The organism is Stenotrophomonas sp. YJH_SMC_82 (assembly GCF_059368875.1).
Map to the genome: position 1 here is coordinate 1,097,372 of NZ_JCAFSE010000001.1, position 21,341 is coordinate 1,118,712.

The 21,341-nt window shown below is 67.8% G+C and carries 18 protein-coding genes; 11 read left to right on the forward strand and 7 right to left on the reverse strand.

What is annotated here, in order from left to right; all coding sequences use genetic code 11:
- The first annotated feature begins 20 nt into the window (after positions 1-20).
- Positions 21-3,548, forward strand: coding sequence for a hybrid sensor histidine kinase/response regulator (locus tag AC5P53_RS04880; RefSeq protein ID WP_046432011.1), 3,528 nt, complete (start codon positions 21-23; stop codon positions 3,546-3,548).
- 514 nt (positions 3,549-4,062) lie between these two features.
- On the opposite strand, the gene mdtD is transcribed toward AC5P53_RS04880, so the two are convergent.
- The 5 genes from mdtD to AC5P53_RS04905 all read right to left on the reverse strand — a co-directional run bounded on the left by mdtD (position 4,063) and on the right by AC5P53_RS04905 (position 8,615).
- On the reverse strand, positions 4,063-5,472 hold the full coding sequence (mdtD, locus tag AC5P53_RS04885) for a multidrug transporter subunit MdtD (RefSeq protein WP_014648053.1): 1,410 nt from the start codon (positions 5,470-5,472) through the stop codon (positions 4,063-4,065).
- A 92-nt stretch (positions 5,473-5,564) separates the two neighbouring features.
- Positions 5,565-6,647 carry a uroporphyrinogen decarboxylase gene (gene hemE / locus AC5P53_RS04890; protein WP_142235289.1) on the reverse strand — a complete coding sequence of 361 codons (1,083 nt, stop codon included), beginning with the start codon at positions 6,645-6,647 and terminating at the stop codon, positions 5,565-5,567.
- Between the two features lie 25 nt (positions 6,648-6,672).
- Positions 6,673-6,912: a WGR domain-containing protein gene (locus AC5P53_RS04895; RefSeq protein ID WP_014648051.1), complete on the reverse strand. Its 240-nt coding sequence runs from the start codon at positions 6,910-6,912 to the stop codon at positions 6,673-6,675.
- A gap of 51 nt (positions 6,913-6,963) precedes the next feature.
- On the reverse strand, positions 6,964-8,076 hold the full coding sequence (aroB, locus tag AC5P53_RS04900; protein ID WP_241887033.1) for a 3-dehydroquinate synthase: 1,113 nt from the start codon (positions 8,074-8,076) through the stop codon (positions 6,964-6,966).
- A complete protein-coding gene (locus AC5P53_RS04905) occupies positions 8,073-8,615 on the reverse strand; it encodes a shikimate kinase (protein WP_049468779.1) in 543 nt (180 codons plus the stop codon). Before AC5P53_RS04905 ends, aroB begins: the two co-directional genes overlap by 4 nt.
- A 98-nt stretch (positions 8,616-8,713) precedes the next feature.
- On the opposite strand from AC5P53_RS04905, the gene AC5P53_RS04910 reads away from it, so the two are divergent.
- Positions 8,714-8,917 (forward strand): dodecin family protein, encoded by a 204-nt coding sequence (locus AC5P53_RS04910; RefSeq protein ID WP_005410663.1) that lies wholly within the window; start codon positions 8,714-8,716, stop codon positions 8,915-8,917.
- A gap of 6 nt (positions 8,918-8,923) precedes the next feature.
- Here AC5P53_RS04910 and AC5P53_RS04915 read toward each other — a convergent pair whose 3' ends face one another.
- Positions 8,924-9,751: a kinase gene (locus AC5P53_RS04915; RefSeq protein ID WP_241887032.1), complete on the reverse strand. Its 828-nt coding sequence runs from the start codon at positions 9,749-9,751 to the stop codon at positions 8,924-8,926.
- A gap of 40 nt (positions 9,752-9,791) precedes the next feature.
- On the opposite strand from AC5P53_RS04915, the gene pdxH reads away from it, so the two are divergent.
- Together pdxH and AC5P53_RS04925 are read left to right on the forward strand one after the other, a co-directional pair.
- Positions 9,792-10,391 (forward strand): pyridoxamine 5'-phosphate oxidase, encoded by a 600-nt coding sequence (gene pdxH, locus AC5P53_RS04920; protein WP_241887031.1) that lies wholly within the window; start codon positions 9,792-9,794, stop codon positions 10,389-10,391.
- Between the two features lie 187 nt (positions 10,392-10,578).
- Positions 10,579-11,031 carry a DoxX family protein gene (locus AC5P53_RS04925; RefSeq protein ID WP_241887030.1) on the forward strand — a complete coding sequence of 151 codons (453 nt, stop codon included), beginning with the start codon at positions 10,579-10,581 and terminating at the stop codon, positions 11,029-11,031.
- Between the two features lie 74 nt (positions 11,032-11,105).
- On the opposite strand, the gene prpR is transcribed toward AC5P53_RS04925, so the two are convergent.
- Positions 11,106-12,689: a propionate catabolism operon regulatory protein PrpR gene (prpR, locus tag AC5P53_RS04930; protein ID WP_049441273.1), complete on the reverse strand. Its 1,584-nt coding sequence runs from the start codon at positions 12,687-12,689 to the stop codon at positions 11,106-11,108.
- Positions 12,690-12,842: 153 nt separating this feature from the next.
- Between prpR and prpB the strand changes: the two genes are divergently transcribed.
- The 7 genes from prpB to AC5P53_RS04965 all read left to right on the forward strand — a co-directional run bounded on the left by prpB (position 12,843) and on the right by AC5P53_RS04965 (position 21,125).
- Positions 12,843-13,736 (forward strand): methylisocitrate lyase, encoded by an 894-nt coding sequence (prpB, locus tag AC5P53_RS04935; RefSeq protein ID WP_005418360.1) that lies wholly within the window; start codon positions 12,843-12,845, stop codon positions 13,734-13,736.
- Between the two features lie 35 nt (positions 13,737-13,771).
- Positions 13,772-14,929, forward strand: coding sequence for a bifunctional 2-methylcitrate synthase/citrate synthase (gene prpC / locus AC5P53_RS04940; protein WP_005418357.1), 1,158 nt, complete (start codon positions 13,772-13,774; stop codon positions 14,927-14,929).
- Positions 14,930-15,026: 97 nt separating this feature from the next.
- Positions 15,027-17,645 carry a Fe/S-dependent 2-methylisocitrate dehydratase AcnD gene (gene acnD, locus AC5P53_RS04945; protein ID WP_197606497.1) on the forward strand — a complete coding sequence of 873 codons (2,619 nt, stop codon included), beginning with the start codon at positions 15,027-15,029 and terminating at the stop codon, positions 17,643-17,645.
- Positions 17,646-17,745: 100 nt separating this feature from the next.
- On the forward strand, positions 17,746-18,003 hold the full coding sequence (locus tag AC5P53_RS04950; RefSeq protein WP_032957090.1) for a type II toxin-antitoxin system ParD family antitoxin: 258 nt from the start codon (positions 17,746-17,748) through the stop codon (positions 18,001-18,003).
- Complete coding sequence (locus AC5P53_RS04955; protein WP_241887029.1) at positions 17,990-18,316, forward strand: type II toxin-antitoxin system RelE/ParE family toxin; 327 nt, start codon at positions 17,990-17,992, stop codon at positions 18,314-18,316. The genes AC5P53_RS04950 and AC5P53_RS04955 overlap by 14 nt, the downstream gene beginning before the upstream one ends.
- Positions 18,317-18,339: 23 nt before the next feature.
- On the forward strand, positions 18,340-19,518 hold the full coding sequence (prpF, locus tag AC5P53_RS04960) for a 2-methylaconitate cis-trans isomerase PrpF (protein ID WP_046431995.1): 1,179 nt from the start codon (positions 18,340-18,342) through the stop codon (positions 19,516-19,518).
- A 146-nt stretch (positions 19,519-19,664) separates the two neighbouring features.
- Entirely contained in the window at positions 19,665-21,125 is a 1,461-nt protein-coding gene (locus tag AC5P53_RS04965) for a bifunctional 2-methylcitrate dehydratase/aconitate hydratase (protein WP_227864497.1), read from the forward strand.
- Positions 21,126-21,341: the final 216 nt, after the last annotated feature.

Sequence of the window (21,341 nt, forward strand, 5' to 3'; positions counted from 1 at the left end):
CCAGCGTGAGGAGGCAATCGGTGGTGTATCTGCGGGCGGCGATGCTGCTGCTGGTCCTCCTGTGCGGCGCGTTGCCCGCTGCGGCACAGCCGGTGCCTCCGAGCCCGCGGCAGGTGACGGTGTTCGATGGCCTGCCGTCCAATACCGTCAACCGCATGGCCGAGGACCGGTACGGCTACCTGTGGATCGCCACCAACGATGGCCTGGCCCGCTATGACGGCCGCACTTACCGCGTGTGGCGTTCCGAGGATGGACTGCGTGACAACCGCATCTGGACGGTGCTGGTCGATGCCCGCAACCAGTTGTGGATAGGCACCGAGAACGCTGGCCTGGTGCGCATGTCGGCCGACCGCCGGCAGCTGCACTTCTACGACCGCAGCAGCCAGCCGTTGATGGGCACCAACACGGTCTGGAGCCTGGCCAGCACGCCTGATGGCTCGATCTGGTTCGGTACCCACGAAGGCGGCCTGTACCGCCTGGACAGCCAGGACCGCCTGCAGCGCTTCCTGCCCGAGCCGAACAATCCGCGCAGCCTGCCTTCGTCGTCGGTGCCCTACCTGGCCACGCTGGCCGATGGCAGCCTGTGGATCGGCACCAAGCATGGCGTGGCACGCTGGACCGGGACCGACTTCGAGCGTGTCGGTACGGACATCATTCCCAGCCTGCTGATCAACGGGTTGACCGCCGAGCCCGATGGCAGCCTGTGGATCAGCACGATGGCCGGGGCCACCGTGCGCCGCCCGGATGGCCGCTTCGAGGCACCACCGTGGAAGCTGCCGCCAGGCGAGCAGGTGCTGGGCATGATGCTGCGCGACGAGCAGGGCGGGCATTGGCTGGATACGCGCACCGGGCTGGGACGTGCGGTCGACGGCCAGTACCAGACCGTGCCGCTGTACAGCGCGATCGCACGCGGTCCGGTGCGGCCGAACTGGACCGGTGCCTATGAGGACCGCGAAGGTGGCATCTGGCTGGCCAGCACCAATGCCGGGTTGTGGCACCTGCTGCCACGCTGGTGGCAGTTCTCGGTGCTGTCGCGGCTGGAGGACGACCCCAGCTCGCTGCGCAATGCGCTCGTGCTGGGCACCAGCCCGTCCAGCAATGGCGGTGTCTGGACCGTGGGCAGCCATGGCGCGCTGGACCGCTTCGATCCGAAGACCGGCAGGATCGAGCAGCACCGCACCTGGGTCAACGGCATGCACTGGCTGACCTCGGTGCGCGAGGACCGGCGTGGCCAGGTCTGGATCGGATCGACCGATGCACTGGTGCGCTACGACCCGCAACGGCGCGAACTGCGTCGTTGGGGCCGTGATGCCGGTACCGATGCGGCGATGGAAGGGGTCATCGAAGCGATGATGACCTGCGACGGCGACAGCCTCTGGTTGATGCTTCCCGCGGGCCTGCAGCAACGTGATCTCGACGGACGCCTGCGGCGCCAGCTGGACAATGGCCAGCGCGGCCTGCAGCAGGGCCAGCTCAACCTCGATGTGGAATGCGGTCCGCAGGACCATATCTGGCTGGCCAGCAGCCGTGGCCTGCTGCAGTGGCTGCCGGAAAGCGAACGCTTCCAGCCGGTGCCGGGTGCGCCGGCAACGGCCATCCATGCGTTGCATGTGGGCCGTGACGGCCAGGTCTGGTTGTCCGAGGACGGGCGCCTGTCGCGATACCGCTGGAGCCAGGGGCGGCTGGAACGGCAGGCGGTGGTCGGTGCCGAACAGGGCTATCCGGCGATCTCCGCCTCTGGCCTGGTGGTGGATGCGCAGGGCGTGGCCTGGGCGACCAGCGCACGCGGCCTGGTACGTGTCAGTGCCGATGGGCAGAGCGTGCGCCTGTACGGCGTGCACGACGGCCTGCCAAGCCAGGAATTCCGCGAGCACACCTTGATCGCAGCGGCCGATGGCCACCTGGTGGCCGGAACGGCAGCGGGCGCGGTGGTGTTCGACCCGGAGCAGGTACGGCCTTCGGTACGTCGCGCGCCACTGGTGATCGAGCGGGTGGAAGTGCGCCGCAACGAACAGGTGCTGGACATGACCCACGATGCGCCGTTGCAGATCGCCGATGGCGATCGCGACCTGCGCATCGTCGCGCGATTGCTGTCCTTCGCCGACTCGGCGTCCAATACCTACCGTTACCGCCTGGCCGGCTACGACCCGGATTGGGTTGAAGTCGGTCCGGCGGGCGAGCGCCTGTTCTCGCGCCTGGCGCCGGGCAGCTACCGGCTGGAGGTGCAGGCACGCTCGGCCGACCATGTGTGGTCGCGGGTGCAGAGCCTGGAGTTCCGCGTGCAGCCGCCGTGGTGGCGCAGCCTGTCCGGCCTGCTGGTACTGGCGTCGGTCGGGTTGCTGCTGACCAGCTGGTTCGCCTGGTTGTACCGACGCCGCCTGCAGCGGCGCCACGCCTACCAGCTGGCGCTGCACAAGCAGGAACTGGCCGAGCAGGCCTCGGCGGCCAAGACCCGCTTCCTGGCCAACCTTGGCCATGAGATCCGTACGCCGATGACCGGCGTGCTGGGCATGAGCGAGCTGCTGCTGGCTTCGCCACTGGACCCGCAGCAGCGCGGCTACACGCAGTCGATCCGGCATGCGGGCGAGCACCTGCTGCATCTGGTCAACGATGCGCTGGACCTGGCGCGGATCGAGTCCGGGCGCCTGGAGCTGCAGTCCCAGTCGTTTGCGTTGAATGGCCTGCTGCAGGATCTGGCGGCGCTGATGGGCCCGCTGGCTGCACAGAAGGGCCTGCGCTTCGTCCTGGACAACCAGCTGCCGCCGGGCCTGCAGGCGACCGGTGATGCCATGCGCGTGCGGCAGATCCTGCTGAACCTGCTGTCGAACGCAGTGAAATTCACCAGCCGCGGCACCATCACCCTGCATGCACGTTGCGATGGCGAGCTGCGCGCGCTGCATTTCGAGGTACGTGATACCGGCCCGGGCATCAGCCAGGAACAGCAGCAGCGCCTGTTCCGACGCTTCGAGCAGGCCGATGGTGCACGTACGGCAGCGCAGTACGGTGGCAGCGGCCTGGGCCTGGCGATCTGCCGCGAGCTGGCACAAGCGATGCAGGGGCGGATCCAGGTGGAGAGCCAGCTGGGCCGGGGCACCTGCTTCGGCGTCACCCTGCCGTTGCCACTGGTGGTGGACGGTGACGCCGAGGTGTCCGCCGAGGGGCATCGCGACGATGCGGCGAACATGCCACCGCTGCGGGTGCTGCTGGTCGAGGACGATGCCACCGTGGCCGATGTGGTGCGGGGGTTGTTGAGCGCACGCGGCCACGAGGTGGTGCATGCCGGCCATGCGCTGGCGGCGCTGCGCGAGATCAGTGCCGGCGATTTCGACGTCGGCCTGCTGGATCTGGACCTGCCCGGCCTGAGCGGCTTCGAACTGGCCCAGCACCTGCGTAACCAGGGCTACATGCTGCCGCTGCTGGCGGTGACCGCGCGGACTGATCCGGACCTTCAGCAGCAGGTGGAAGCGGCCGGCATCGGCGGCTTCCTGCGCAAGCCGGTGACCGGTGAACTGCTGGTGGAAGCGATCGCCAGGGCGATGGGCAGGTAGGGTTTATTGCAGGGCTTGCAGTCCTGCACCTGCAGAATCAACGTCAACGTCAACGTCAAAAGCCCGCCTTCGACAGTTTTCCGCGATCTGTCGGAGCTCGGGGTCGGATCCCGTTTCTGCGCAACGGGCTCTGACCCCAATCTGGAATTCGATATCTGACAGATGTGTCGACCAAGGTCGACACCTACCAACAACCGCGCGTTCCAACAGTCGCCGTTACCCACAGCCGCGTGAACCTGTCAGAGGTGGGGCGGTGTGGGCTTGCAGGACCGTTGGCGCCATGGATGGCGCCATCGAGCCCCCATGGGTGAGGGCGCTTTGCTTGCGAAGCACTGCTTCGCAAGCGCCCGAACGCGCAGCCGCCGGCGGCTGGGCCGGACCGCGGAGCGGGATTTACGGCGTGTCCTGCAAGCCCGCACCGCCCTGCCAACCCACGGAATGCTCGCTGTTGCTGTTGCCGGCCAGCGGCCGGCACTACCGCAGGTGCAGGGCCGCAGGCCCTGCCGAACCACCTTCACTCCGCGACGTGCTCGACCTGCCGCGGTTCGGGCTTGGTGTCGGGCAGCTGCCAGAAGATCATCGTCGAGGTCAGCGTGATCGCGCCCACGCACAGGAACGTGGCATGCAGCGCGGCGGTGGCGCTGTTGCTGTCCAGGTGGTTGCCGAACGCGGCCAGCAGGCTGCCGGCCGCAGCAGCACCGAAGCCGGCGGCCAGCATCATCACCATCGACAGCAGGCTGTTGCCGGAACTGGCGAACTCACGGTCCAGATCGCGCAGGGTCACGGTGTTCATCACGGTGAACTGCAGCGAATTGACCGCGCCGAAGAACGCCAGCTGCAGCAGGCGCCAGGCCAGGTGCTGGCCGGGTGTCATCAGGATGAAGCTGGCCATCGCCAGGCCGACCAGCACGGTGTTGACCATCAGCACGCGGCGGTAACCGAAGCGCTCGACCAGCCTCACCGCCAGCTGCTTGGAGACCATGCCGGCGGCCGCTACCGGCACCATCATCAGGCCGGCATGCATCGGGCCCAGGCCGAGGCCGACCTGCAGCAGCAGCGGGATCAGCATCGGCATCGCGCTGCTGCCGATGCGCGAGAACAGGTTGCCGAGAATGCCGATGCGGTAGCTGGGCACGCGGAACAGGGCCAGCGAGAACAACGGTGCGGTCGAGTTGGCGGCGTGCAGCCAGTAGCCCACCAGCGCGGCCAGGCCAGCCACGGTCATCAGCATCACCAGTGCGTGTGGCGTACCCAGGCCGGAGATGCCGTCCAGTGCCAGCGACAGCACCACCATCGCGAAGGCCAGCATGACGTAGCCGCGCAGGTCGAAGCGGGTGCGGTGGCTGGCGTAATGGTCGGGCATGATCTTCATCGCGGCGATGAAACCGATCACGCCGATCGGCAGGTTGATCAGGAACACCCAGTGCCATGAGGCGATCTCGACCAGCCAGCCGCCCAGCGTGGGGCCGATCAGCGGGCCGACCAGCGCGGGGATGGCGATGAAGCTCATCGCGCGCAGGAAATCCTCGCGGGGCACCGAGCGCATCACCGCCAGCCGGCCGACCGGCAGCAGCATCGCACCGCCGATGCCCTGCAGCACGCGCGCACCGACCAGCTGGTGCAGGTGCTGGGCCAGCGCGCAGGCCAGCGAGCCGAGGGTGAACAGGATGATCGCCACCAGGAAGGTGCGCCGGGTGCCATAGCGGTCGGCGATCCAGCCCGAGGCGGGAATGAAGGTGGCCACCGCCAGCGCATAGCTGAACACCACCGACTGCATCTGCAGCGGGCTCTCGCCCAGGCTGGCCGCCATCGCCGGCAACGCCGTGTTGACGATGGTCGAGTCCAGCATCTGCATGAAGATCGCCAGGGACACCAGCCACAGCAGGGGACGCTGGCGGTTGTAGGTCGATGGCGATGTGGACATGGGGTGCGGCCGGTGCAGCGTGGGGGCCGCCATGATCGCGCACTGCGGGTCACGGCGCGATCAAGGTCGCGCCGTACCTGCCTGCGGAATGCTCAGCGTTGGCTGTGCGCGTGCACTGCGTCGACCAGCACCTGTACATGCGCCGGGTCCATGTCCGGCGACATGCCATGGCCGAGGTTGAACACATGGCCCTCGCGCGAGCCGCCGTTGCCGGCGGCATAGGTGTCGAGCACGCGCGCGGCGGCCGCGGCGATCGCATCCGGCGAAGCGTACAGCGTGGTCGGGTCGAGGTTGCCCTGCAGGGCGACGCGGCCACCGGTGCGGCGCATCGCCTCGTCCAGGTCCAGCGTCCAGTCCAGGCCGAGTGCATCGGCGCCGGTCTGCGACAGCGCTTCCAGGTGCAGGCCGGTGCCCTTGCCGAACAGGATCAGCGGCGTGCGCTCGCTGCCTTCGCCGCGCTCCAGCCCCTCGGCAATGCGCTGCAGGTAGCGCAGCGAGAACTCGCGGTACATCGACGGCGACAGCACGCCACCCCAGGTGTCGAACACCTGCAGCGCCTGCGCACCGGCGGCGCGCTGCGCGCCGAGGTAGGCGATCACGGCGTCGGTGGTGACCTCCAGCAGGCGGTGCAGGGCCTGCGGATGGTTCAGTGCCATGGCCTTGATGCGCGCAAAGTCCTTGCTGCCACCGCCTTCCACCATGTAGCAGGCCAGTGTCCACGGGCTGCCGGAGAAGCCGATCAGCGGTACCTGGCCGTCCAGCTCGCGGCGGATCAGCCGTACCGCATCCATCACGTAGCCCAGGTCCTGTTCCATGTCCGGCACCGCCAGCCGGGCGACGGCGGCTTCGTCACGCACCGGGTGCCGGAACTTCGGGCCTTCGCCTTCGACGAAGTACAGCTCCAGGCCCATCGCGTCGGGAATGGTGAGGATGTCCGAGAACAGGATGGCCGCGTCCAGCGGGAACCGGCGCAGCGGCTGCAGGGTGACTTCGCAGGCAATCTCCGGGGTCTTGGCCATGGCCAGGAAGCTGCCGGCCTTGGCCCGGGTCGCGCGGTATTCCGGCAGGTAGCGGCCGGCCTGGCGCATCAGCCAGACGGGGGTGCAGTCCACCGGTTCGCGGCGCAGGGCGCGCAGCAGGCGATCGTTGCGGAGAGGGCTGGTCACGATGGGCATTCCTTGGACGGGAGGAGCAGCGGCGTCAGTCGCCGTGCGAAAGGATCTGGAAGCCGCGATGCAGTTCGGCATCACGGGCCTTCTCGAAGGCGTGGCGGGCGTCGTCGGCCTGCAGGAACAGCTCGCGCCGCAGCTGCGAGCGGCTGCCGACACGGCCGCTCTCGCGCAGCAGCTCCCAGCCGCCGAACAGGTCCGGCAGCAGGCTCAGGCGCAGGAAGCGCGGTGCCTGCGCACCGGCGTCGGGATGTTGCAGGTAAACGTGCATGGCGCCGATTGTAGCGGGGCCAGGGTGACCCCGGCCGCAACGCGGCCGGCACTACCGGACCGACAGCACCTTCAGCACCGCCGCCTCATCCACGTCCGGCACCACTTCGGCGCGGCCCATCCCGCGCCACAACACCAGGCGCAGGCGGCCGGCCACGTTCTTCTTGTCCAGGCGCATGCGGCCGAGCAGGGCCTGCGGCTCCAGCCCGCCCGGGATCGCCACCGGCAGGCCGAGGCGTTCCAGCAGGGCCTGCAGGCGCGCGCGGTCGGCATCGTCGGCCAGGCCCAGGTCGGTGGACAGCTTCGCCGCCAGCACCATGCCCACCGCCACCGCCTCGCCGTGGTTCAGCGCATCGCGGCCCGGGGCCGAATAGCCCTGTTCGGTCTCGATGGCGTGGCCGAAGGTGTGGCCGAGGTTGAGCAGGGCACGCTCGCCCTTTTCGAACGGGTCGCGCTCGACAATGGCGGCCTTGTGCCGGCAGCTGCGCGCGATGGCCTCGGCCAGCACCGCATCCTCGCCGGCCAGCAGCGCATCGGCATGCTGCTGCAGCCACTCGAAGAACACGGCATCACCCAGCGCGCCGTACTTCACCACTTCGGCCAGGCCGGCACGCAGCTCGCGTGGCGGCAGGGTGGCCAGCACGCGGGTATCGGCGATGACCGCACGCGGCGGATGGAAGGCACCGACCAGGTTCTTGCCGGCCGGAATGTCGACTGCGGTCTTGCCGCCCACCGACGAATCGACCATTGCCAGCAGGGTGGTCGGCAGCTGCACGCAGTCCACGCCGCGCATCCAGCAGGCGGCAGCGAAACCGGCGAGATCACCGACCACGCCGCCGCCGAGGGCGAAGACGCAGGCGTCGCGGGTGGCGCCGAGCGCGGCCAGCGCTTCGATCGCGCGGCCGAACTCGGCCAGCGTCTTGGAGGCTTCGCCCGCGGCCAGCACGTGCTCGCCGATGACCAGGTCGGGGCGAGCGGCCAGCAGCGTCTGCTTCACCGGCGCCAGATAGCGCGGGGCGACTTCACTGTCGCTGAGCAGCAGCACATGGCGGCCGCGCACATGCGCGGCCAGCGCGGCGCCGTCGGCCAGCGCGCCTGCGCCGATGGTGATGGAGTAGGGCCGGTCGCCGCCAACGGCGACCTGCAGCAGGGCGGGAGAAGTCATGCGTTCAGGTCCTGGCGCTGCCATTGCGTGGCCAGCTTGACCACCAGCTGGGCGGTCGCGTCGGCAGCGGTGTACGGGTCGGTATCGAGGGTGAGGTCGGCCAGTTCGCGGTACAGCGGGTCGCGGTGCGCGGCCAGATCGTGCAGCACCTGCTCGCGGTCCGGGCGCTGCAGCAGCGGCCGGCCCTTGTCGCGGGCCAGGCGTTCCAGCTGCGCGGCCACGCTGACCCGCAGGTAGACCACGAAGCCACGCTGGGCGATCAGTGCACGGTTGTCCGGATCCAGCACCGCGCCACCGCCGGTGGAGACCAGCTGGCCGCGGCCTTCCAGCACGCGGGCCAGGGCCTGGCGTTCATGGTGGCGGAAACCGGCTTCGCCGGCATGCTCGAAAATGGTCGGGATGCCGGCGCCGGCAGCCTCGACGATGGCCTGGTCGACATCGACGAAGTCCAGCGTGAAGCGCTCGGCCAGGCGGCGGCCGATGCAGGTTTTGCCGGCGCCCATCGGGCCGATCAGGATCAGGTTCGGAGCAGGATTCATGCCCTCTGATGCTAACACCTCCGTGCCCTGGCCTTTACGTTCTTCACGTCAGGGTGGGCATTCCTGCGGGGGTTCCCGCGCCAACCGGAGCACAGGTCATGACGGTCGCCAAGGTCATCGAGATCACCGCCTCCTCGCCGAAGAGCGTGGAGGATGCGGTGCGCAGCGGACTGAAGAAGGTTTCCGAGACGGTCAAGGGCATCCAGGGCGCCTGGGTGAACGAGACCAAGGTGGTCACCAACGGCAGCGGCGAGATCACCGAATGGCGGGTCAACCTGCGGGTGACCTTCCTGGTGGAATAGCCGCGCTCAGCGCACGGCCTGCACCTGCCGCTGGCCGTCCAGGACCACGACGTGGTCGGCGAGCGTGGGAAGCGTGCGCAGTGCCTGCCGGCTGACCCGCTCGTAGTACTGCACGAAACGCTCCAGCTGCGGCCGGCTCATGCCGTGCCGGCCCGGCTGCGCGGCCTGCAGGTTCTGCTCCTGCTGCCAGCGCCAGCGCGGTACCACCGCGAAATCCGGCGGTTGCAGGAACCACAGGCGGTCGCAACGCTGCCACAGCGCGGGGTAGTCGCGGGCCAGCGCCTGGTTGCACCAGCGGCGCCAGCGGCCGTCGCTGTCGGCTTCGCGTTCCAGCGCGTTCAACGGGGCATCCAGCGCTGCGTCATCCTGCGCGGGCGTACCGAGGAACCATCCCTCGAACACCAGCAGGTCCAGTGGCGTGTCCAAGTGCGGCCATTGCACCTCGGCCAAGCGTTCATCGGCCAGCTTGTCAAAGCGCGGCATCGCCAGGGGGCGGCGCGCTGCTACGGCGTCCAGCACGCTGTGCGCCAGCGTCAGGTCATGGGTACCGGGTGGGCCGCGGGTCATCAGCAGCGGATGCACCTGGCGCGCCAGGCGCTGGCGCTGCGCACGGGTCAGGTAGACATCGTCGATCGACAGGCTGGCCGCGCACAGGCCGCGAGCCCGGGCGCGTGCGACCACCTGTGCGGCCAGCGTCGATTTGCCGCTCCCCTGCAGGCCGCTGATCGCCAATACTGGAACCGCTGCACCGCTGGACAGTGCATCGTCCAGCGCCTGTTCGGCCAATGTTTCGGGGAATCCTTTCACCTGGGGCATATACGCAGCAGCGGCCATGCAGCCACAATAGCCCAAACCGTGTGAGAACAACGCCATCATGAGCGACCTGTACGCCGAAGCCCTGTCCACGTTTGCCCGCCTGTTCGAGGAGGCCAAACAGAGCCGCGAGGTCGAGCCCAACGCGATGACCGTGGCGACTGCAGATGCGCAGGGACGCCCGTCGGCGCGCACCGTGCTGCTGAAGGCCTTCGACGAGCGCGGCTTCGTCTTCTACACGCACCTGGACAGCCACAAGGGCCGTGAGCTGCGGTCCAATCCGCAGGCCGCGCTGCTGTTCCTGTGGCGCAGCCTGCGCGAGGCCGGCATCCAGGTGCGCATCGAGGGTCGTGTCGAGCAGGTCGCCGACGCCGAGGCCGACGCCTATTTCGCCAGCCGCCCGCGCATGAGCCAGATCGGCGCCTGGGCCTCGCAGCAGTCGAAGACGCTGGCAACCCGCGAGGAGTTCGACGCGCGCGTGGCCGAGGTCGAAGCGCGCTTCGAAGGCAAGGACGTGCCGCGCCCGGAAGGCTGGAGCGGCCTGCGCGTGGTGCCTGACCGCATCGAGTTCTGGTTTGGCGCGCAGTTCCGCCTGCACGAGCGCTGGTGCTATGAAGCCGGCGCCGAAGGGCGCTGGAGCAAGCGCCTGCTGTACCCGTAAGGCGGGGGGGGGCCGGGGCTGCTGTAGAGCCGAGCCCATGCTCGGCTGATGTTCTCGCAGGAGCAGCCGAGCATGGGCTCGGCTCTACAGAAACCTGCGTTTGTCGCGAACGGACTGGTCCGCTTCATGCACGAGCAGGTCGGCGACGGGCACACTCGCTGCGATGCCCTCGATCTGCGGAGTTGCCATGCCCTCCTGGCGTTACCTGTTTGCCGTGCCGCCACCACGCCGCGGCGTGGAAGCGTTGTTGTTGCTGCTCGCCCGCATCGTCGCCGGTGTGATGTTCTGTGTTTCCGGCTGGAACAAGGTGTTCACCGATGCCGGGCGCGAGCGCATGGTGCATACGCTGGTCGATGCCGGTATCCCATTCCCGGTGTTCAGTGCGCCGGTACTCGGTGCGATCGAGTGGATTGCGGGTGGTCTGCTGGTGCTGGGCCTTTTGAGCCGCCCCTCAGCCCTGCTGCTGGCGGCGATCTGCGTAGTGGCTGCGCTGACCGATGGCATCGCGCGCATTCCTGCAGGGCTTGGCGTGCTGGATTGGCTGAGCTGGTTCTTCTACCTGAGCGAAGTGCCGCTGGGCGTACTGCTGCTGTGGATTGCCGCAGTGGGTAGTGGACGGTTCGCCATCGAAGCGCGCTGACGACAGGCACCCTGTAGAGCCGAGCCCATGCTCGGCTGCTTACGCGGGAACATCAGCCGGGCATGGGCTCGGCTTTACAGGTCCTCCGCGCGCAGCCAGCGCCACAGCGTGGTGCGTGACACGCCCAGCGCCTGCGCCATGCCCTCGCGATCATGCCGGTGTTCCCGCAACAGTGCTTCCAGCTTGGCCCGCGGTGGGCGCCTGCCGTTGCTTTCCAGCGGCAACGCCGCGACACCTTCATGCACCAGCTCGGGTGCCAGCTGCAGCAGCCGCGCCGTATCGATCAGCCCTTCACCGGGCTGCCAGTGGATGCGCAGGCGATCGACCAGATTGCGCAGCTCGCGCACGTTTCCCGGCCACTCGGCCGCGCACAGCACCGCCAGCGCCGCCTCATCCAATGGCGCGTCGATGCCACGCAGCTGGCGGAAGAAATGCTGCGCCAGCAACGGGATGTCACCGCGTCGGGCGCGCAGCGAGGGCAGGGCAATCCGCAGCGCGGCCAGGCGGTAATACAGGTCGCGGCGGAAGCTGCCGGTCGCCGCGCGCTGCTCCAGCGACTGCAGGGTGGCGGCGACCACGCGCAGGTCCACCGGCGTCGGTTCGGTGGCACCCACGCGCAGCACTTCACGTTCCTCCAGCACCCGCAGCAGGCGGGTCTGCAGCGGCAGCGGCAGTTCGCCGATTTCGTCCAGGAACAGGGTGCCGCCATCTGCAGCTTCCACCAGGCCAACGCGGCCGCCACGCCGTGCGCCGGTGAAGGCGCCATCGCTGTAGCCGAACAGCTCCGCTTCCAGCAGCGATTCGCTGATCGCGCCGCAGTTCAGCGCGACGAAGCGGCCACGGCGCCCGCTTGCGGCGTGCAGCTGGCGCGCCACCAGTTCCTTGCCGGTGCCGGTTTCGCCGCTGACCAGCACGGTGCTGTCATGTGGGGCATACAGCGCGATCTGCGCGCGCACCTGCGCCATCGCGTCGCTGTCGCCGAGCAGTTCATGCGCATCGGCACGCGCTGCCGGGCGCCGGCGCGGTGCAGCGCGGTTGCTGCCGGAACGTGCCAGGGTCTGGGTCAGTTCCAGCGCATGTTCGAACGCCTGCCGCACCGAGTCGGCCGAATACAGCAGCACCCCGGGCAGGCCGGCCTGCTCGGCATGGTCGATGGCCATGCCGGTGCCGACGATCACCTCGATGCCGTTGGCGCGCAGGTCGGCGATGCAGTCGCGGGCGTCCTCGCGGGTGACGAAGCGGCGATGCTCGATATCCAGGCCGAAGCTCTGCTGGAAGTTGCTGAACACCGGTACGTCGCTGGCGTGGGTGACCAGGCCGATGCGGCTGGCGATACGCCGTGCCCGGGCCAGCGCTTCCATCAGGTCGAAGCCGTTGGCCTGGATCGGCACCAGCGGCAGCTCCAGCCGGCCGCGCAGCCAGGCCGCGTTGGAGCCGCCGGCGATGACCACGTCGCAGTGCTCGCGACGCAGGCGTTGGCCGATCACCTCCACCGCTTCCTCGAAGCCGAGGTTGATCTGTTCGATACGCGCGCGGCGGTCGAACTCGGGGATCACGTCGCCGAGCAGGCCGGTCAGCCGCGAGACGCTGACCGTCCAGATCACCGGACGGCCCGGGTCGGCATCGGCATGGCGCAGGGGGGAGCGGGGCAGATACATGGCAGCCGTTTCGGGGAGGATGTTTCATGATACATCCGTTTCAATGTTTCATATGTTCCACTGTTGCATGCCGGTCATTCCCGTGAAATCAACCGCTTGCAGCTTGGCATGGTGCTTGCGCTTCCTTTCCCGTACTTCAACCTGGATTGCCGCATGACCGCTTCTGCCCCTTTCTCCGCCGGTGCCCGCTTCCGTGAGGCGCTGGCTGCCGAATCGCCGCTGCAGGTGATCGGTGCGATCAACGCCAACCACGCCCTGCTGGCCAAGCGCGCCGGCTTCCGTGCCATTTACCTGTCCGGCGGCGGCGTTGCCGCAGGCTCGCTGGGCCTGCCGGACCTGGGCATCAACACCCTGGAAGACGTGCTGGTGGACGTGCGCCGCATCACCGATGTCTGCGACCTGCCCTTGATGGTCGACATCGACACCGGCTTCGGCCCGAGCGCGTTCAACATCGCGCGCACCGTGAAGTCGCTGATCAAGGCCGGCGCGGCCGCCTGCCACATCGAAGACCAGGTCGGCGCCAAGCGCTGCGGCCATCGTCCGGGCAAGGAGATCGTCTCGCAGGGTGAAATGGTCGACCGTGTGAAGGCCGCTGCCGATGCCAAGACCGATCCGGACTTCTTCCTGATCGCGCGCACCGACGCCATCCAGGTGGACGGCGTGGACAAGGCGATCGAGCGCGCCATCGCCTGTGTCGAGGCCGGTGCCGACGGCATCTTCGCCGAGGCCGCCTACGATCTGGATACCTACCGCCGCTTCGTCGACGCGGTGAAGGTGCCGGTGCTGGCCAACATCACCGAATTCGGCGCCACCCCGCTGTTCAGCCGCGATGAACTGGCCTCGGCCGGCGTCGCCATCCAGCTGTTCCCGCTGTCGGCGTTCCGTGCCGCCAACAAGGCCGCCGAGAACGTCTACCAGGCGGTGCGCCGCGATGGCCACCAGCGCAACGTGGTGGAAACCATGCAGACCCGCGAGGAACTCTACGACCGCATCGGCTATCACGCCTTCGAGCAGCAGCTCGATGCGCTGTTCGCTGCCAAGAAATAAGCAGTACCCTGCACCATCAAGTTTCGGAGGGAAACATGAACGATACGACCGCAACCCCGACCTTCAAGCCGAAGAAGTCCGTCGCCTTGTCCGGCACCGCGGCCGGCAACACCGCGCTGTGCAGCGTGGGCCGCAGCGGCAACGACCTGCACTACCGCGGCTATGACATCCTGGACCTGGCCAACACCAGCGAGTTCGAGGAAATCGCCTACCTGCTGGTGCACGGCAAGCTGCCGACCCGCGCCGAGCTGGTTTCGTACAAGGCCAAGCTGAAGTCGCTGCGTGGGATCCCCGCCGCGGTGAAGGCCGCGCTGGAAGAGCTGCCGCCGTCGGCGCACCCGATGGACGTGATGCGCACCGGCGTGTCCGTGCTCGGCTGCGTGGCACCGGAGAAGGACGACCACAACCACCCGGGCGCGCGCGACATCGCCGACAAGCTGATGGCCTGCCTCGGTTCGATGCTGCTGTACTGGTACCACTGGAGCCACAACGGCCGCGCCATCGATGTGGAAACCGACGATGATTCGATCGGCGGCCACTTCCTGCACCTGCTGCATGGCGAAAAGCCGCAGGATTCGTGGGTGAAGGCGATGCACACCTCGCTGATCCTGTACGCCGAGCACGAGTTCAACGCCTCGACCTTCACCTGCCGTGTCATCGCCGGTACCGGCAGCGACATGTACAGCGCGATCTGCGGTGGCATCGGTGCGCTGCGTGGCCCGAAGCATGGCGGCGCCAACGAAGTGGCGTTCGAAGTGCAGAAGCGCTACGACAACCCGGATGAGGCCGAGGAGGACATCAAGGCGCGCGTCGAGCGCAAGGAAGTGGTGATCGGTTTCGGCCACCCGGTCTATACCGTCTCCGATCCGCGCAACAAGGTGATCAAGGACGTGGCCCGCGAGCTGTCCGAGGAACAGTCGAGCATGAAGATGTACGACATCGCCGAGCGCCTGGAGTCGGTGATGTGGGACATCAAGAAGATGTTCCCGAACCTGGACTGGTTCAGTGCGGTCAGCTACCACATGATGGGCGTGCCGACCGCGATGTTCACCCCGCTGTTCGTGATCGCGCGCACCGCCGGCTGGAGCGCGCACATCATCGAGCAGCGCATCGACGGCAAGATCATCCGCCCGAGCGCCAATTACATCGGTCCGGAAGACCGCGACTTCGTCGCCATCGACAAGCGCGTCTGATCCCCCTGCTGTACCCATCCGGCCGGCCGCATGCCGGCCGGGTGCTTTCGCCGCCGCACCGCCGGCACCCGGCCCGCCCCAAGCACTCCGCCAGCCCATGAATACCGATTACCGCAAGAACCTCCCCGGCAGCGCGCTGGACTATTTCGACGCGCGCGCCGCTGTCGATGCGATCCAGCCCGGCGCCTATGCCACCCTGCCGTACACCTCGCGCGTGCTGGCCGAGAACCTGGTGCGCCGCTGCGATCCGGCCACGCTCGGCGATTCGCTGAAGCAGCTGATCGAGCGCCGTCGCGACCTCGACTTCCCGTGGTTCCCGGCACGCGTGGTGTGCCACGACATCCTCGGCCAGACCGCGCTGGTGGACCTGGCCGGCCTGCGTGATGCGATCGCCGACAAGGGCGGCGACCCGGCCAAGGTCAATCCGGTGGTGCCGGTGCAGTTGATCGTCGATCACTCGCTGGCGGTGGAATGCGGTGGCTACGATCCGCAGGCGTTCGAGAAGAACCGCGCCATCGAGGATCGCCGCAACGAAGACCGTTTCCACTTCATCGACTGGACCAAGCAGGCGTTCCAGAACGTGGACGTGATTCCGCCGGGCAACGGCATCATGCACCAGATCAACCTGGAGAAGATGTCGCCGGTGATCTACGTGCAGGACGGCGTAGCCTTCCCGGATACCTGCGTGGGCACCGACAGCCACACCCCGCACGTGGACGCGCTGGGCGTGATCGCGATTGGTGTTGGCGGCCTGGAAGCGGAGAACGTGATGCTGGGCCGCGCGTCGTGGATGCGCCTGCCGGATATCATCGGCGTCGAGCTGACCGGCAGGCCGCAGCCGGGCATCACCGCCACCGACGTGGTGCTGGCACTGACCGAGTTCCTGCGCAAGGAACGCGTGGTGGGTGCGTATCTTGAATTCTTCGGCGAGGGGGCGTCGGCACTGACCATCGGTGACCGCGCCACCATCTCCAACATGTGCCCCGAATACGGCGCCACCGCTGCGATGTTCTATATCGACGGGCAGACCATCGATTACCTGCGCCTGACCGGCCGCGAGGAATCGCAGGTGGCGCTGGTGGAGAACTATGCGCGCACCACCGGCCTGTGGGCCGATGACCTGGCCACCGCGCAGTACGAGCGCGTGCTGCGCTTCGACTTGTCCAGCGTGGTGCGCAACATGGCTGGCCCGTCCAACCCGCACAAGCGCGTGGCCACCGCCGAGCTGGCCGAGCGCGGCATCGCCGACGAAGCCAAGCTGGCAGCGGGCAGGGCCGAGCAGGCGCAGGGCCTGATGCCCGACGGCGCGGTGATCATCGCCGCCATCACCAGCTGCACCAACACCTCCAACCCGCGCAACGTGATCGCTGCCGCACTGCTGGCGCGCAAGGCCAACGAACGTGGCCTGCTGCGCAAGCCGTGGGTAAAGTCGTCGCTGGCGCCGGGCTCGAAGGCGGTGCAGCTTTACCTGGAAGAATCCGGCCTGCTGCCGGACCTGGAAAAGCTCGGCTTCGGCATCGTCGCCTTCGCCTGCACCACCTGCAACGGCATGAGCGGCGCGCTGGATCCGGCCATCCAGCAGGAAATCATCGATCGCGACCTGTACGCCACGGCCGTGCTGTCGGGCAACCGCAACTTCGATGGCCGCATCCACCCGTATGCGAAGCAGGCCTTCCTGGCGTCGCCGCCGCTGGTGATCGCCTATGCCATCGCCGGCACCGTGCGCTTCGACATCGAGAAGGACGTGCTGGGCGTGGATGCCGATGGCAACGAGGTGCGCCTGAAGGACATCTGGCCGAGCGATGCCGAGATCGACGCGGTGGTGAAGGCCTCGGTGAAGCCCGAGCAGTTCCGCCGCGTCTACAACCCGATGTTCAACGTGCGCGTGGAGCATGGCGCGGCGGTCAGCCCGCTGTACGACTGGCGCCCGCAGAGCACCTACATCCGCCGTCCGCCGTACTGGGAGGGCGCACTGGCCGGTGAGCGCACACTGTCGGGCATGCGTGCGCTGGCGGTGCTGCCGGACAACATCACCACCGACCACCTGTCGCCGTCCAACGCGATCCTGGCGTCCAGTGCCGCCGGCGAATACCTGGCGAAGATGGGCCTGCCGGAAGAGGACTTCAATTCCTACGCCACCCACCGCGGTGACCACCTGACCGCACAGCGCGCCACCTTCGCCAACCCGAAGCTGTTCAATGAAATGGTGCGCAACGACGATGGCAGCGTGAAGCAGGGTTCGCTGGCGCGCGTGGAGCCGGAAGGCAAGGTGATGCGCATGTGGGAAGCGATCGAGACCTACATGGACCGCAAGCAGCCGCTGATCATCATCGCCGGTGCCGACTATGGCCAGGGCAGCTCGCGTGACTGGGCCGCCAAGGGCGTGCGCCTGGCCGGTGTGGAAGCGATCGTGGCCGAAGGCTTCGAACGTATCCACCGCACCAACCTGATCGGCATGGGCGTGCTGCCGCTGGAGTTCAAGCCGGGCACCACCCGCCTGACCCTGGGCATCGACGGTACCGAGACCTTCGACGTGATCGGCGAGCGCACCCCGCGCGCCGACCTGACCCTGGTCATCCACCGCCGCGACGGCCAGGATGTGATCGTGCCAGTGACCTGCCGCCTGGACAGCGACGAGGAAGTGGCGATCTACGAAGCCGGTGGCGTGCTGCAGCGCTTCGCCCAGGACTTCCTGGAAGGGGCCAAGGTGGCGTGATACCGGCCTGAATGCCTGCCCCCGGAGGCCGGGGGCGGGCTTGTCCGACACCCGGGCAGGGCGCACACTGACTTGGCAAAAACTGCCAATGGAGAGTCTCATGGCCACCATGAACATTTCGCTGACCGACCCGCTCAAGCAGTTCGTGGACGAGGAAGTGCGTGAAGGCGGCTACTCCAGTACGTCGGACTACGTGCGTGACCTGATCCGCCAGCGCCAGCGCAGCAAGGCCGAAGAGCTGCTCAAGCAGTTGATAGCCGAGGGGCTGGCTTCTGGTCCAGGCGTCGCGGTGACGGCCGACACATTCGAGCGCATGCGTCGCGAACTGACCGAAAGGATGGAGCGTGAAGGCGATTGAATGGCGGCCAAGGGCCGAAGCCGACGCAGCCGATGCCGCGCTGTGGTCTGCACGGCAGGGTGGGCTGGCACTGGGTCGCCGCTTTCTCGCCGAGTTGGAGGCCACGCTTCAACGCATCGCGGTGTTTCCAGGCTCGGGTTCCATTCGGCACGCCGACCTCGCAGCACAGCTGCCGGTGCCGTTGCGGTTCATGCTGGTTCCGGGCTTCGAACGCTACCTCGTCTATTACCTCGATCTACCGGACCGCGTGGACATCATGCGTGTGTGGTGCGTTGATCGTGGTCTTGACGCACTGATGCAAGACATTTCCTGAAATTCAAACGCGTGGATTCGACGATGACCTTCCTCCCGCAACTTCGTATTCCCGCCACCTACATGCGCGGCGGCACCAGCAAGGGCGTGTTCTTCCGCCTGCAGGACCTGCCCGAAGCCGCTCAGGTGCCGGGCGCCGCACGCGATGCGCTGCTGATGCGCGTGATCGGCTCGCCCGATCCGTATGGCAAGCAGACCGACGGCATGGGCGGTGCCACCTCCAGCACCAGCAAGTGCGTGATCATCTCCACCGCCTCGGTGCCGGACCACGATGTGGACTACCTGTACGGCCAGGTCTCGATCGACACCGCCTTCGTCGATTGGAGCGGCAACTGCGGCAACCTCAGTACGGCAGTGGGTCCGTTCGCGATCGCCAATGGGCTGATCGATCCGGCCCGGGTGCCGCGCGATGGCCTGTGCACCGTGCGCATCTGGCAGGCCAACATCGGCAAGACCATCATCGCCCACGTGCCGATGCGCGATGGCGAAGTGCAGGAGATCGGCGATTTCGAGCTGGATGGCGTGACCTTCCCGGCCGCCGAGATCCAGCTGGAGTTCATCGATCCGTCCGATGACGGCGATGCGGGCGCGATGTTCCCGACCGGCAACCTGGTCGACACCTTGGACGTGCCGGGCGTCGGCAGTTTTGAGGTGACCATGATCACCGCCGGCATTCCGACCATCTTCCTCAATGCGGCCGACCTGGGCTACACCGGCACCGAACTGCAGCCTGCGATCAACGAGGACAAGGGGGCGCTGGAGCGCTTCGAGAAGATCCGCGCCTACGGCGCCTTGCGCATGGGTCTGATCAGGAACCTGGAAGATGCGGCCACCCGCCAGCACACGCCGAAGGTGGCCTTTGTGGCGCCGGCACGGGACTACGTGTCCTCCAGCGGCAAGGCCATTCCGGCCTCGGCCATCGACCTGCACGCGCGGGCGTTGTCGATGGGCAAGCTGCACCACGCGATGATGGGCACCGCCGCCGTGGCGATCGGCACTGCGGCGGCGATTCCGGGCACGCTGGTCAATCGCGCGGCCGGTGGTGGTGAACGCGAAGCGGTGACCTTCGGCCACCCTTCCGGCACGCTGCGCGTGGGTGCGCAGGCCGGCCTTGTTGACGGCCAGTGGACAGTGACCAAGGCCATCATGAGCCGCAGCGCCCGCGTATTGATGGAAGGCAAGGTGCGGGTGCCGGCCGAATAACCAGCCGGTCGGCGCTGGCATCACATGCTTCGGTAGATGCCAACCTTGGTTGGCATGGCATTGGCACCGCCCGGGCAACGTCCAGCGCCAACCAAGGTTGGCGACTACCGGGAGGCGCGGCCTGAGCTCTGAAGAGGAGATCGACGATGTCTGACAGCCACACCCCATCCAACGAGCGTGCAGCGTGGGATGCGCTGCTGGTGGACATCGTCGATTACGTACGCGACGCGCGCATCGACTCCCCCCTGGCCTTCCAGACCGCGCACTACTGCCTGCTCGACACGCTGGGCTGCGGGCTGGAAGCGCTGTCCTTCCCGGCCTGCAGCAAGCTGCTCGGTCCGCTGGTGCCGGGTATCAGCGTGGTCAACGGGGCGCGCGTGCCGGGTACGCACTACGTGCTGGACCCGGTGCAGGCCGCCTTCAACCTGGGCGCGATGGTGCGCTGGCTGGATTTCAACGATACCTGGCTGGCCGCCGAGTGGGGCCACCCGTCGGACAACCTGGGCGGCATCCTGTCTGTCTGCGATTGGCTGGGGCGCAACGCGCAGGCCCTGCATCGCCCAGCGCCGACCCTGCATGACGTGCTGCTGGCGATGATCAAGGCACACGAGATCCAGGGCGTGCTGGCCCTGCAGAATTCCTTCAACCGGGTCGGGCTGGACCACGTGGTGCTGGTCAAGGTGGCCACCACCGCGGTGGTCGCGCAGTTGCTCGGCCTGGATCGCGAACGCATGCTCAATGCACTGTCGCTGGCCTGGGTCGATGGCCAGGCGCTGCGCACCTACCGGCACGCGCCCAACACCGGCTCGCGCAAGAGCTGGGCGGCCGGCGATGCGACCAGCCGTGGCGTGCGCCTGGCGCTGATGGCGGCCAGTGGCGAGATGGGCTATCCCAGTGTGTTGAGCGCGCCGACCTGGGGTTTTGAAGCGGTATCGATGCAGGGCAAGGCGCTGACGCTGGAGCGACCGCTGGGCAGCTACGTGATGGAAAACGTGCTGTTCAAGATCAGCTACCCGGCCGAGTTCCATGGCCAGACCGCGGTGGAGGCGGCGATCACGCTGCATCAGCAGCTGCGTGCGGTGGGGCGGCGGGTCGAGGACATCGCGCACATCGCCATCCGCACCCAGGAAGCCTGCATCCGCATCATCGACAAGCAGGGGCCGCTGCACAACCCAGCCGACCGCGACCACTGCGTGCAGTACATGGTCGCCATCGCGCTGCTGCATGGGCGGCTGGTGGCCCAGGACTACGAGGACGACGTTGCTGCCGACCCGCGCATCGACGCACTGCGCGCGAAGATGGCCTGTCATGAGGATCCGCAGCTCAGCGCCGACTACCTGGACCCGGACAAGCGCAGCATCGCCAACGGCCTGAGCGTGCGCTTCAGCGACGGCACCGAGCTGCCCGAGGTACTGGTGGAATACCCGCTGGGCCACGCGCGCCGACGCGAGGAGGGCATCCCGTTGCTGATGGACAAGTTCCGCCGGCACCTGGCCCATCGCTTCCCGACCACCCAGCAGCAGCGCATCCTGGCCGCATCGCTGGATCCGGTGGCGCTGGCGGCGATGCCGGTGACCGACTATGTGGACCTGTACCTGCCGGGGTAGGGGACGCTTCACCGGATCTGACACCGCGCCTGCTTGCCGGGCACGTGGCTCGACCCGCTTGGGTAGGTGCCAACCTTGGTTGGCACGGCCGACGCCAACCAAGGTTGGCGGCTACCGAGACTGCCGGCCAGCGGCCGGCACTACCCGCACCGCGGCAATTGCCGGATTTGCGTCAACACCTTGACGTGGCCTGCCTATAATGGCCGCCTCGATCAA